The following is a 12,779-nucleotide window of genomic DNA, read 5'->3' as shown; positions in this document are numbered from 1 at the left end:
CCGACTTTCGTAGAGCGGCGTCGTGCACGACGCCGCCGACACGTCGAGGCCGACGCCCGAGCAGCAGCGCATCGCGCAGCTCGAAGCAGAGCTCGCCGCGGCAAAGAGCGAGCTCGTGGGAGCGCGCGATGCACTCGCGCAGCTTCGGCGCGCCTACACCCGTGCGCTCGAGCAGCTCCAGCTTCTGCGACATCGACTGTTCGTGGCAAAGGCGGAGCGCGCCGAGGTGAGCGCGGAGCAGCTCGCGTTCGACTCGATGTTCCTCGAGGTTCAGCGTCTCGAGAAAGCGCTCGACGCTGCCGAGCGCAACAGCGGCGAAGAGCGGCAGCACGACGACCCCAAGGGGCCGAAACGAAGGTCCGGCGGCAAGGGCCGTCGCGACCTGTCCGAGTCGGACCTGCCCGTCGTCCGCATTGAGCTCTCCTGCCCCGAGCTCGATGCGACGGCGACGCGCATCGGCGTCGAGGAGACCTCGCGACTCGGCTACGAGCGCGGCGGAATGCGCCGCATCGTGCTCGCACGTGTCGTGTACAAGGTCGAGAGGTCCGTCACGGACGTGGGCAGCTCTGGGGAAGTGGAAACCGCCCCATTGCAGGTCGTCGCGAAGGAAGTCCAGACGCCGACGCCCGATGCGAGCGTCAGCGCGGAGAACAGGGCGGCGGCCGGCAAGCTGAGCGCTTCCTCCACAACTCTGGACACGCCGCAGCCGGCGCCGATGGGCGAGACGTGCACCGCCTTCATCACGACGCCGCTTCCCAAGGAGCTGTTCCGACGGTCGTTTCTCGCACCGTCGATCATCGCGCACATCCTCACCAGCAAGTACCTGCTCGGTGTCCCGTTCTATCGACTGGAACAGCAGCTGGAGCTTCAGGGGGCGCCGCTCGATCGCGGCACGATGTGCCGTTACGCCGAAGACGCGGGCGCGACCTTGGGCGCCATCGTCCAAGCGGCGCGGAACGAGGCATTCGAGACCGCCTTCTGCCTCTCCACCGACGCCACTGGGGTCTCTATACAGCCTGGATCCATCCAGGAGCGCAAGGACAAGAAGCCCGGACCGTGCCGCAAAGGTCACTTCTTCGTCGTCCTCGCGGACAAGGATCACGTCTTCTTCGAATACCAGCCCAAGCATACCAGCGCTGCGGTCTGCGAGATGTTCCGCGGCTTCTCGCGGTATATTCAGGCAGACGCCCACGCCATCTATGACGCCCTCTTTCGCGGCACACCCCCGAGGGGCGCTGCTGCCAACGAGCAGCGCGGTCCGCCTCCGACCGAAGTCGGATGCTGGTCGCACTGCCGTACCAACTTCTGGGAGGCGGCGGTCTGCAAGCACGAGCTCGGTGTCGAGGGGCTGCGCCGTATCAACGCCCTCTTTGCCGCCGATCGCAAGCTCGCGGATCTTGCGCCCGCGCAGCGCAAGGTGCGCCGTGACACCGTCGTCCGCCCGCTGGTCGACGCGTTCTTTGCCTGGGCGAGGGCCGAGCACGCACGTCCCCGCGAGCGCGGCCTCGTCTCCACCGCGCTCGGCTACGCCCTCAACCAGGAGCAGCCCTTGCGGCGTTTCCTCGACGACGGCCGCCTGCGCTTGGAGAACAACGCCAGCGAGCGAGCTCTGCGATCCATTGCCGTCGCGAGAAAGTCCTGGCTCTTCTTCGGCAGCGACGACCACGCCTCTGCCGCGGCCAACCTCTTCTCGCTGGTGGCGAGCTGTAAGCTTCACGGCCTCGACCCCGAGGCCTACCTGGCCGACGTCATCCGTGTGATGCCCTACTGGTCGCGCGAGCGCTACCTCGAACTCGCCCCCAGGTACTGGGCGCGCACCCGCGCCCGGCTCGTCGTCGACGAGCTGAAGGTTCCCCTCGGGCCGATCACCGTGCCTCCTCCGCTTCCCGCGGAGGAGCAGCGCGCGACGAGCTGACCGAGCCGGTTCCATCGCCCCCATCCTGCACCGGCCGACCGGCGTTGGGGTCGACGGCGCCTCATGCAGCGCTTACGCTGTACGGATTCCAGCTCTGGCCGAAGGACGGAATCGAAACGATCGGGTCGGTCGTCAAGGACCGCCCGACCCTGGGGCGGTAGCTCCTGCCCTTCATGTTCACGAGCCCGAGCTCATCGTCGCTCTCGTGCCCGGTGAACCCCTGCGTCGTCTCGCTCGAGAACGACGCCGGCGGGCGCTCCCCCCATACGGGGTTCCTGCGCTTCCCGAACGGGTCATAGCTCCACCGCTCGATCACGTCGTCGTTCTCGCGGACATACGGCAAAGGCGACACTCCACCGGCTGCCTTGCCTCACGGAGCGGTAAGCAACCTCGTGAGCACGATCTCTGTTGCGCCAGCTCCGAGGACAGCATCACGTTCGAGACCTGTGTCCTCGTACCCAGTCCGGACCTCGGATGCGACGACATTTGCGTCGCATTCAGAATATGTAACTTTCCATGCTTTCCGCGAGAGCTCGTCCCTTCGCACGAACTCCGGCACCTTCCATTCGCTGCGTTGCCAATCCAGATCGCGCCCAATCACAGGCCAAGTTCCGTCAGTTAGGCCAAGGTCTCCGACTCGCAAGATCTGCACGGCGGACTCAGGTCTAAGGTCCTTAACCTCCGTCAGTAGCGGTGGCCGTTCCCAGACGTCTCCGAAGAAGTACGAGAGTATAACTCCGCCGCCTGATGAGGTTCGCGCGACCACGCCAACCGCAAATCCTCGCGAACGTAACGGAACAGCGAACCATGTACCTTCATCGACGATCCGTCTCATTGTCTCTCCAGGAAAAGTCTGCTGCAGTTAGATACTCTTGGAGTTTGGGGTTTTGCGAACCGATCGCACTGATCTGGTTCAGTGGCGGCCGATATGTCTGTTCCAACATTTGCTCCAAGCCTCGTTGCTCCGCATAAACATCGGTTCTATGCACTGGTTCAAATTTGAGGTCTCGCACCGCTGGATCTCGACCGTGCTCCGCTGCTCGCCGGGCGAGATCATTTGTCCGCCCAGTGCGCATCACCTGGCCGGTCGCCGGGTCGCGAAGAACGTAAGTTCCGCCTCTGGGGACTGCGCCCGTTACGGCGGGCGCCGCGCCCTGCGAGCCCATACTGCCCGACCCGCTCGACATCAGCGCCTGAGTCAGCCCCTGGATCCCTGCCGCGATGTTCCCGACCCCACCGACGACCAGCCCGGCCGAGACGACCATCGCAGGCACCCCGATCGCCGCGCCGATGCCGGTGGCGCTCGTGACGCCTCCGAAGACCTCCCCCGTCACGCCGCCGAGCGTGAGGGCAATCCCACCCACGATCTGCCCGATCTCTAGCCCTATCCTGGCTTCTCGTGACCCATGGGAGAGCACGCCCCCGGCGTCCAGCAGTTCGTGACCCACGCCGGCGAAGGGAACGGACCCGAGCAGCAACCCGGCGACGAACCCTCCCTCGATCTGGACATAGGGGTTCTGCGACCAGTCGATCGGCGCCGTGGTCATTGGCTGGGGCACATACCCGGACGAGCTTCCGGTCGTGCTGACATCGACAGGCGGGGCCGCCGCTCCGACCTCCGCAGCTTCCCGCGAGCCTTCTACCAGGTTGGGAACCGTCTTAAGGCATTCGAGGCCCATGCAACCGGACTCGATGATGCGCTGTACTTCGGGATCCTTGGTATACTCCGGATCGACCGGAACCGGGGGACCCGGTTCGAACCCGCTCGGATCCACGAAGTTGAGCGGGCTGTTCAGCACATAGCTGTACGGATTCCAGCTCTGCCCGAAGGACGGGATCGACACGATCGGGTCCGTCGTCAAAAACCGCCCGATCCTGGGATCGTAGATCCTGCCCTTCATGTTCACGAGCCCGAGCTCGTCGTCGCTCTCGTGCCCGGTGAACCCCTGCGTCGTCTCGCTCGGGAACGACGCAGGCGGGCGCTCCCCCCACACGGGGTTCCTGCGCTGCCCGAACGGGTCGTAGCTCCGCCGCTCGATCACGTCGCCGTCCTCGTCGGTGAGCGCGTCGATCGAGCCGAGGTGATCGACATGCACGTAGCGCGTGCCGTCGTCCGAGCCTCCCCGGGTCACGATCGCCACCACGCGCTCCGGTGAGTGGACGTGGTACCGGTGCTCCACGGTGCCCGATGCCGCCTCGGTGACCCGCTCGTACAGATCGCCGAAGTAGAGCGTCTCCTTTTCCGGCGTGGTCTTGCGGATCCGCTGCTGGTCGCCGTCGTAGCCGAGCGTGATGGTGCTCGCGCCCTGCGTGATCTGCTCCGGCAGGTCGAACGGCGTATAGCGCACCGTCGTGCCGCCCGGCCGCGCCGTCTGATTACCGACAGCGTCATGCTCGAAGCTGTCCGTACCCGCGCCGGTGATCGCATGCGGGTGCAGCGGGTCGTCATACGAGAGGTCACCGACGTCCGACTTGAAGGTGAGATTGCCGTTCGGGTGGTAGTCGTAGCGGAGCGCGCAGGGCGCCGTCGCGCTCTCGAGATCGCCGAAGTACGCGCAGGTCAGCCGTTGGATCGGATCATACCGGAATCGCTCCGTCGTGTTCTCTGGCTGGAGCGCGTCAGTGCGGCGCGTGAGATTCAGGAGATCGTCGAACCCGTAGTCCAGGTCTTGCACCTCCCCCGCGCCGCTCTGCGTCGCCATGTGCCTCAGGCGCTGCTTGTCCGCGAAGTAGCTCCGCTCCGTGACAGCGCCGTTGCCGAACACCTCCTCCCGGAAGCGCCCCGCATCGTCCACGTCCGTCAAGCGCCAGTAGGCGAGGTTCGTTCCGCTGTCGCGCACGGCGATCACGTGGCCGTGCGCGTCGTGGCCGTGCGCCACGACGAACGGCGTCGCGCCGGCCGGCGCCGGGTACGCGACCGTCTCGACGCGGCCGAGCTCGTCGTAGCCCAGCCTGGCCTCCAGGGGAGAGCGCTCGCCGTCGATGCGGAGCGCGATCGTGTCGAGCTGGCCAAGGCCCGTGTACCCGTACGTCTTGTCCCCGTCCGGGCTCGCGAGCGTATGGAGCTTGCCGACGCCATGCGCCGCGGTATCCCAGGTCCACGTGGTCGTCCGGCTCTCGGCGCCGTCCTGGTCCACGCGCGAGCGGCGTCGACCGAGCGCGTCGTACGCCCACGTGGTCTCTCGCCCGAGTGCATCGCTCTGCGAGATCTGCTCGCCGAAACCATCATGCACCGAGACCGTCGTGCCCCGATCGGGATCGTCGAGCTGCCGGACACGGCCGAACGCGTCGCGCGTCGTGCGCGTCACCGCATCGCCCGGATCGGTGACCGTGTGCAGCAGTCCGAAGGGACCGTACGCGTAACGGGTGATCCCGTCGGCCGCGTCGGTGACGGTCTTGATGCGCCCCAGCGGATCCTGCTCGGTCACGGTCACGTGGTCGAGCGGGTCGGTGACGCGCACGCGAAGGCCATCGTACTCCGTCGTCGTGACAGCATTCCACGGCGTCGTATGGCGCCCTTTGCGGCCCGCGGCGTCGTACTCGTAGCGATCGTACAGGATCGCGCTCTCGGGCGTGTCCTCCCTGACCGGCACCGAGCGCCGCGCGATGTGCTCGCCGAGCGCGTCGTACCCGATCTCCTGCATGATGCGCTTCGCACCGCCCGAGCCCTCCGACGGCTCCGGTTCGGGCCCGTATCCCAGCCATCGGATCGGGCGGCCGAGGCTGTCGAACTCCACCGTATCGTCGGCCCCGCCGGTCGTGATGCTCTGCTGCCTCACCCGCCACGCATCCTGCTCCGGGCCACCATCCTTGCTGCGAGCGAGGGAGACGGTCGTCGTCGTGCCGTCCGGGCGCCTCTCGACGCCGAGTCGCCCGAAGCCGTCGTGTGCCCACGTCGTCACGAGCTGATTCGGATCGACCCGCTTGAGGAGCACGCCGAGCGCGTCGTCGAACTCCACGAGCGTGGCGTGCCCGGCCGCGTTCACGTACTTCTCGGGGAACATGCCCTCCTCGTCGAAGTCCGTGCTGGATGTCCGCTTGTGCCCGAAGGCGTCCTCCGCCGTGACGCCGGTGATGTTCCCGAAGTCGTCGCGCGCATAGGTGAGCTTCAGCTTCGTGTCCGGCAGGCCATCGTCGCTCTCGGTGGACTCGGTCTCGACCTCCCCGTAGATCGTGGTCGTTCGCGCGAGGGTCCGGCACTGCGACATCCCCGCCGCGGCGCTGCACTCCTTCTGCGTCTCGAGCTGGCCGAGGACCCAGCGCTCGGTGTCGTTCTTGAACGTCCGCGTGACCTCGAGCGCCAGGTCGACGCCCTCCGTCGAGACCTCCTCGGCGCGCACGTTGCCAAACGTGTCGAAGTCCGTCACCTTCGATACCGAGTCGCGCACCAGCGTCGCGCCGTCGCCGCCGCGCTCGATCTCCCGCACGTACGCCTCTACGGAGGGCGTCGCGCCGCCCGGTGGCGGATAGACCCCTTGCGCTCGCCTCACCCGGCGCTCGGTGGGCAGCGTGAAATACGTGGCGCCGTCGTTGGTCGGCACGAGCGTCCGCGTCACGTCGCTGAACGAGAGCTCGATCTGCTCCGGTCTGGGCTGGCTCGCGAGCCCCGGAGCCCCGCGCAGCGTCCGCTGGACGCTCCCCGCGAAGGGAAAGACCTGGAGCTCGTCGTTGAAGGTGACGTGGTCGTAGACATCGATCGTCACGGCGCCCGTATCCAGGTCGGTGACGATCCGCTCGCCGAACCCGAGAAATCCGCGGCCCAGCCGGTGGTAGCGCCCGTCGCGGTAGCCGACCTCGAAGCGCCGCGGCCGGTCCGCGCCGTTGTTGAGCGCGTACGCGCTGACCACCCGGCGAGGGCCCACGACGCAGCGCCGCGGATAGCCGCAGTCGTCCGCCGCGCCGGAACGCGCGACGTAGAGCGCGCTCCTCCGGTCCGGATCCTCTCCCGCGCCTCCGCTCGTGACCAGCGCATCGGTCAGGTGGCCGTAGGAGATGCTCACGTTGGGCACGAAGCCCGGCTCGGTCGGCTCGTGCGCGTTCATCCCGTCAGAGACCGCGACCAGGAGATCCTGGTCGGCCGAGAGGTTCTGGAAGACGTTGAACACACCGCCGAGCGCCAAGATCACGTCCTGGGCCCCGTCCCCGTTGAGATCGCCAGTGCGCGGCCCGCGCGGATCGGCGAGCGTGATCGCGTCACCGAGCTTGGCCTCGAAAGGAACCCCTGCGTCGACGAGCTTGAACGGCGGCCCCGCCAGGTCGCCCGTCGCTTGCAGGACGGCCCAGGAGGGGAGGACATTGGAGCCACTCAGCAGCATGCCTGGTGGGACGGGCATGAGCAGATCCTGCCGTCCATCGCCGTTGAAGTCGAGCGGCACCGCGAGGCGGAAAAGCGCGTCCTGGTCCGGGACCCCCAGCAGATCGCCGAAGCTGAACGCGTCGACGGTCCGGAACGGCGATATCACGAACGTCGACCCCGTGTTGAGGTAGGTGGTGAGCTGGCCGCTAAAGCCGGATTCGACGGCATCGGGCAGGCCGTCGCCGTTGACGTCGAGAAAGACAACGCGGCCCCCCCGCGGCACGACAGGGAGCTTGGTGTCGATGACCCCCCAGCGTCCCTCGCCCCGGCGCATGATCGCCTCGTAGCTATCTTTGATGAGGGCCGTCCCGTCACCAGACAACCTCACGGAGGGCACGATGAGCTCGATCTTGCTGTCGGCGTCGATGTCGAGCGTGTGGAGCTCCATTGCGCAGGGATAGCCGGTGAGCAGCTCGATCGATTCGCCCGTGGGGTCGAACCCCGCGGGCGTCGCGCCGCGCGCGGGCCTCCAGAGGTGGACGGTCCACACGGCGGAGAGCGGGTCCGGTACCAGCTCCTCGGCGTGGTCCTGGCACTGGATCAGATCCGGCACCGAGTCGCCGTCGAGATCGGCGAGGTGCACCGAGGCGCCGGGGCTGCTCAGGCTCGGCGGCGCAGGCGTAACCCCGAGCGGGAACGGCCGGCGGATGCCCGTGTCATGGAGCGCGAAGGTCCGGTCCGGCTGGGACAGGAGCACGTGCCATGTGGTCTTGGTGTCGAAGACGTCGTGGAGAAAGACGTCCATCCGCCCATCGTCGTTGTAATCGAGCACCGTCCCGAGCTCCGGCTGAAGAAGGGCCGGGTCGGACGGTCCATCCGGATCGGCGACGAACAGCCAATCCTCGAGGAAGGCGATCTCCGGCGCCGCGAGAAAGGACGGCGAGGCGCGGGGCCCGAGGTTGCGCGCCACCCCCCACGCGGTGATCGGATGCGACGGCGTGCTGGGCCCCGCGACGATGTCCGGAATCACGAGATCGTCGAGGCCGTCGGCGTCGATGTCGAACACCATCGGGCTCGCCTTCTCGGAGACCGGCTTGTCGATGTCCGTCGTGAGCCGCTCGAATCCGGGCTTTCCGCGGCTGTACTGAAACCGTGTCGGAGGCTTGCAGACCCCGTCGCCCGCGCACTCCTCGACCTGCGTGAGGAGCGTCCGGCTCGTCGTCGGGCTGAGCTCGTAGCGGAAACCGTAGCTCCGGACCAGCGCGTCGCCCGGACCGAGCATCTGGATCTCCTCCAGGCGAAGCGAGCGCTGGAGCGCCACGCCGCCCGAGTAGCCCGTACGAACCGCGGCCGAGTCCTTGTTCCCGTACACGAAGCGCACCGCCCGGGAAGGCTCGAGCGACGGCGTGCCCTCGAAGCTCGTGTAGCGGATCTCGTCCACCGCGTATTCGGCGGTATGGCCGTCCTCGGCCTCTGCGAGGCAATATGCGTACGTCATGGCGTTGCCGCGGCCGTCACGCGCCTCGTTCGCGAGCCACGCGCGCGGGACGCCGCTCCGCGCGCGGGGCTTGCTGCCATCGTTGCGCCCGTACTCGACGACGCGGCCGGAGGGCAGATGGGCTTCGAAGAAGAGCGCCTCGGCGGGCGCGCCGCGTTCCGGAGGGTAGTGACCGACCACCTTGACGAAGGTATCCGGGAACGTGCGGTACTCGATGGTTCCCGGCCCCTCGCCCACGGGGACGAGGCGCTGGCCGTCGAGGCAGAGCGCGTCGTCTCCGTCGTAGCGCACGCCGCGGACCTCCCCGTCTTGCGCGAGGCTCTTCGGACATCGCGTGATCGCGGACAGCCCGGTGATGGAGAAGCCGTTGCCGAGCACGCCGTCGCCGCCGTCGCTGCGATAGACGAGCTGGAGCCCAGGACCCATGCCCGCGCGCGAGGGCGGGGAGGCCAGGTCCATGGTGTACACAGCCTCGCCGGTGCTCGTGATGGAGAACGTCCCCGGGATGGTGCCGGCGGCGACGGTCTCGACCTCCGGCGCGGGGCGAGACGTGGCAGGGCTGTGCGCGCGCTGCGTCCGGCAGGCGACGAGGCCATGAGGCGGCTCCGGAAGCGGCTCGCCGAAGGTGCACTGGCACCCGCCCGACGCGAGCACGCAAGCCAGAAACATCCAGAGCGGGATCAACGCCCGGAGCAACCATCGCTGAATTGGCGCCATCGTAGCCTCCTCGGCGAAAAGCAGTGCCACAGCGCTACATGGCGAGTCAAGCGCTGCGCCGATGCTGAACCACCCCATCCATGCCGATATCGGGGCATTCGTGAATCCATCTGTGGCTGTCCGGCGGGCGCGCGGCGGGCGCCACGGATGCCCTCGTCGAGGCGCGGTTGGCCGTCCATGATAAAGTCGCGGCGAGGTGAGGGCTATCCGAGCGCGAACGCGCGCACACTGCCTCAATGCTCATAACCGTGGTTCTCAGCTGAGCCTCGCATGGCCCCAGATTGAGTGGATTGAGCCGGTACGGGACGTCAACACGCACGACGGCGTGATCGGGACGCTCACCGGCGGCCCAAGCGCAGCGATGACTCGCTCGGCGTTGCGCGTTGCCCACCTCGACTCGACGAGGACCAGCTCACGCTGGAGGGGGGTTACCTACGATGTGGAACCGCCGGGCATGGGAAGCTGGAGTCTCTGCCCCGGGCGACGATCGGCGCGCCAGCTCCGGCGCGCTCCGTGGTAGGATCTCATCATGGCCGAGCTCATGCCGACGCCGGACGCAGCGCTGTCGCACCGCCTCGGAGCGCGTTCGGCGCTCGGGGCACGCGCGCAGGAGCTCTTCGACGAGCTCTGCCCCTACAGCGGCGACGGGCTGCGCAACCACTGTCTTCGCGTATTCCATTTCACAATGCTGCTCCTCGAGCGCCGCCGCCAGAAGGCCGATCCCGACCTGCTCTATGCGCTGGCGATGACTCATGATCTCGGGCTGCTGTGCCCGGACGAGCAGGGTGGAGACTACATGCAGCGCAGCCGCTCGCTGTTTCACCGCGCCTTCGCCGCGAAGTCGTTCGAGCTCTCCCCCTACGACCTGCGCGTGGCCGACGAGTGCCTCCTCTACAACCATCGCCTCCGCCCGGCGCCGGCATTATGCCCTGAATCGACGGCGTTCCGGCAGTCGGTGTGGATGGACCACTCCCTCGGTGTGCGCCGCTACGACCTCGACGCCGCATCGGTGCGCGACGGCTTCGCGCGTTATCCGCGGGGCGACTTCAACGCGGTCCTCCTCGACTTCGCCCGTCGCGTCCTCACGCGCGAGCCCTGGACCCTCGTCGACGGCATCTTCATGTGAGGGGTAGGCCGCATGTCGACCCTGCGTCGCGCCATGTTCCGGGACCCCGCCGACGCGCGGCGGCTTGCGGTCGTCGCGGCAGCCGAGGTGATCCTCCTCGGGATCGTCGTGTGGAGCGGAGGCGGCCCCCTCGCCGGAGGGCTCTTCTGGGCTGCTGGGCTCGCGGGATGGACCTTGATTGAGTACCTGCTCCACCGCTTCCTCTTCCACCTGCCGGCGGAGCACCCGCTCGCCTTTCTCGGCGCCCGTATCCACCTGGCGCACCACGAGGTCCCTGACCAGACGCCGATCGTCAAACCCCCCGCCGCCACGCTCGGGGCCTTCTCCGCCGGCTTCTGCGCGACCGCGGCGGCCGCGGGCGTCTCTCGCGCCGCGCCGCTCTGGGCCGGGCTCGTCGCCGGCTATTTTCTTTATGAGCTCTCCCACCTCGCGGCGCACCTGCTCAGCGACGCGGAGCACCCTCTTCCAGCGCAACGCCGCCATCACCTCCGGCACCACGCCGCGCCGCGCGCCCGCTTCGGGGTGAGCTCCCCGCTCTGGGACCGGGCGTTCGACACCGGGCGCGAGGCAGGCCAGTGAACGCGGCTGGCGACGGCGGCTCGCCCGACCCCGCCCCGCTCGACGACTCGGGCCGGGCCGAGCTGCGGCGGCGCCGGGTCATGTCGATGCCACGGTGGTACTCTCCCTGGCTCCACCTCGCGAGCACGGTCGGCCTCGGGTGTGGCCTCGCGGCGCTCGCGCTCACGCGGTTGCGAGGCCTGTGCGCCTGGGAGCTCGCCGCGATTCCGCTTTTCTTCCTCTTTTGCAATGCCGTCGAGTGGCGGGCGCATCGGGGTCTGCTTCACCGGAGGCGGCGCTTTCTTGAGGCTTTCTACGACCGGCACACGCCGGTGCATCATCGCGTGTTCGTCGAGAACGACATGGCGATCCGTACACCGCGTGAGCTCGGCTTCGTGCTGATCCCGTCGTACGGCATCGCGGGTGTCTTCGCGCTGACGCTCCCGCTCGCGCTCGCCCTCAGCGCGGCCGGCCAAAGCAACCTCGCGTCGCTCTTCGTGGCGACGTGCATGGCGTACATGGTGCTGTACGAGTGTCTCCATCTCTCCTACCACCTCCCGCCGAACAGCAGGATAGGTCGCAGCCGCGTCGTGGCGCGGCTCCGGCGGCACCACAGCGCGCACCACCGGCCGTCGTTGATGCAGCAGTGGAACTTCAACGTCACCTTCCCGCTCTGGGACCTGGTTCGCGGGACGTACTACCGCGGCGGCGCCGCAGACGCGGGCAAGGCCGCCGATCGGCTCAGCATCCCGGAGCTCTGATCGCAGCGCCGTCGCCGACACAGATTTGTTGCACACTGGCCCATCCAGCTCCTTTACGTTCCCGCCCGCCGAACGACACGGGCCATCCAGGATCGTCCGATGGCCACGTGAGAGGAGGGAGCGGCATGGATCTTCCAACGTGCATCGAGGTGCGACGTGTCGTGAGGAATCGCGCGGTACAACGGAGCACCAGCGCGACGACGAGCGTGGGCATCAGGGCGTTCGGCGCGCTCGCCGCGCTCATGGCGCTCGTCGCAGCGTGCGGGGACGGCGGCGACGACGGATCGGGCGCGGCCCGAGGGCCCTGCGGAGGCGCGGTCTGCGCCGCGGATCAGTACTGCAACTACCCGCCAGGCGACTGCGGTGAGGGCGGCGTCGTGCCGGGGAATTACGGCGTCTGCCAGGAGAGGCCCACGTCGTGCGACACCGCCACGCCGCGCGAGGTCTGCGCCTGCGATGGGCGCTCCTACGCCAACGCCTGTGAGGCCGCGCGGGCCGGCGTGAGCGTCGGCAATGGCGAGGAGTGCGCGGGCGCAGCGCCGCCGGGGACGTTCGCCTGCGGGAGCTACTTCTGCCGATCGGACGGCGAGTACTGCCAGACCATCGAGGATCAGCACGACGAGCTGTTCCGTCTGCCGCCGCAGAGCTCCTGCAAAGCGGTCGCCGTCGCCTGCGCGTCGGAGCCCTCCTGTGCCTGCCTGATCGAGGTGGTCAAGCCTGCTGGCAGCAGCGACAAAAGGGAGTGCACAACCGCACCGACCTGCACGCAGGACGCATCAGGCAATTTCGCCCTCCGGTGCGCCGGCGATCTCTACTGAACTGCCATCGCGAGCGGCCGGATCTGCAGAGCCTGCGAGGCGTGGCGCCAGACAACCGCTCGGCAATTGTACCAAAGTGGAATGCGATCT

At 68.1% G+C, this 12,779-nt stretch carries 8 protein-coding genes; 5 read left to right on the top strand and 3 right to left on the bottom strand.

What is annotated here, in order from left to right; genetic code table 11:
* Nucleotides 1-22: 22 nt before the first annotated feature.
* Nucleotides 23-1,915, top strand: coding sequence for an IS66 family transposase (gene tnpC, locus WME79_RS05075; protein WP_437528960.1), 1,893 nt, complete (start codon nucleotides 23-25; stop codon nucleotides 1,913-1,915).
* Between the two features lie 61 nt (nucleotides 1,916-1,976).
* Here the strand turns inward: tnpC and WME79_RS05070 are convergent, their stop codons facing one another.
* The 3 genes from WME79_RS05070 to WME79_RS05060 are packed head-to-tail and all read right to left on the bottom strand — an operon-like array spanning nucleotide 1,977 to nucleotide 9,426.
* Nucleotides 1,977-2,267, bottom strand: a complete 291-nt coding sequence (locus WME79_RS05070; RefSeq protein ID WP_437532641.1) for an RHS repeat domain-containing protein — start codon at nucleotides 2,265-2,267, stop codon at nucleotides 1,977-1,979.
* Nucleotides 2,268-2,285: 18 nt separating this feature from the next.
* A complete protein-coding gene (locus WME79_RS05065) occupies nucleotides 2,286-2,750 on the bottom strand; it encodes an immunity 26/phosphotriesterase HocA family protein (protein ID WP_437532638.1) in 465 nt (154 codons plus the stop codon).
* A complete protein-coding gene (locus tag WME79_RS05060; protein WP_437532635.1) occupies nucleotides 2,731-9,426 on the bottom strand; it encodes an RHS repeat-associated core domain-containing protein in 6,696 nt (2,231 codons plus the stop codon). Before WME79_RS05060 ends, WME79_RS05065 begins: the two co-directional genes overlap by 20 nt.
* Nucleotides 9,427-9,955: 529 nt before the next feature.
* On the opposite strand from WME79_RS05060, the gene WME79_RS05055 reads away from it, so the two are divergent.
* The 4 genes from WME79_RS05055 (at nucleotide 9,956) to WME79_RS05040 (ending at nucleotide 12,689) form a co-directional block, all read left to right on the top strand.
* A complete protein-coding gene (locus WME79_RS05055; protein WP_437532632.1) occupies nucleotides 9,956-10,552 on the top strand; it encodes an HD domain-containing protein in 597 nt (198 codons plus the stop codon).
* Between the two features lie 12 nt (nucleotides 10,553-10,564).
* A complete protein-coding gene (locus WME79_RS05050) occupies nucleotides 10,565-11,131 on the top strand; it encodes a sterol desaturase family protein (protein WP_437532630.1) in 567 nt (188 codons plus the stop codon).
* Nucleotides 11,128-11,871 carry a sterol desaturase family protein gene (locus WME79_RS05045; RefSeq protein WP_437532627.1) on the top strand — a complete coding sequence of 248 codons (744 nt, stop codon included), beginning with the start codon at nucleotides 11,128-11,130 and terminating at the stop codon, nucleotides 11,869-11,871. The genes WME79_RS05050 and WME79_RS05045 overlap by 4 nt, the downstream gene beginning before the upstream one ends.
* A gap of 125 nt (nucleotides 11,872-11,996) precedes the next feature.
* Nucleotides 11,997-12,689, top strand: a complete 693-nt coding sequence (locus WME79_RS05040) for a hypothetical protein (RefSeq protein WP_437532624.1) — start codon at nucleotides 11,997-11,999, stop codon at nucleotides 12,687-12,689.
* Nucleotides 12,690-12,779 lie beyond the last annotated feature (90 nt).

This window comes from Sorangium sp. So ce726, assembly GCF_051521405.1.
Classification (GTDB): Bacteria; Myxococcota_A; Polyangia; order Polyangiales; family Polyangiaceae; genus Sorangium.
The sequence above is the reverse complement of the archived record's forward strand: the minus strand, read 5'-3'. Positions and strand labels throughout refer to the sequence as shown.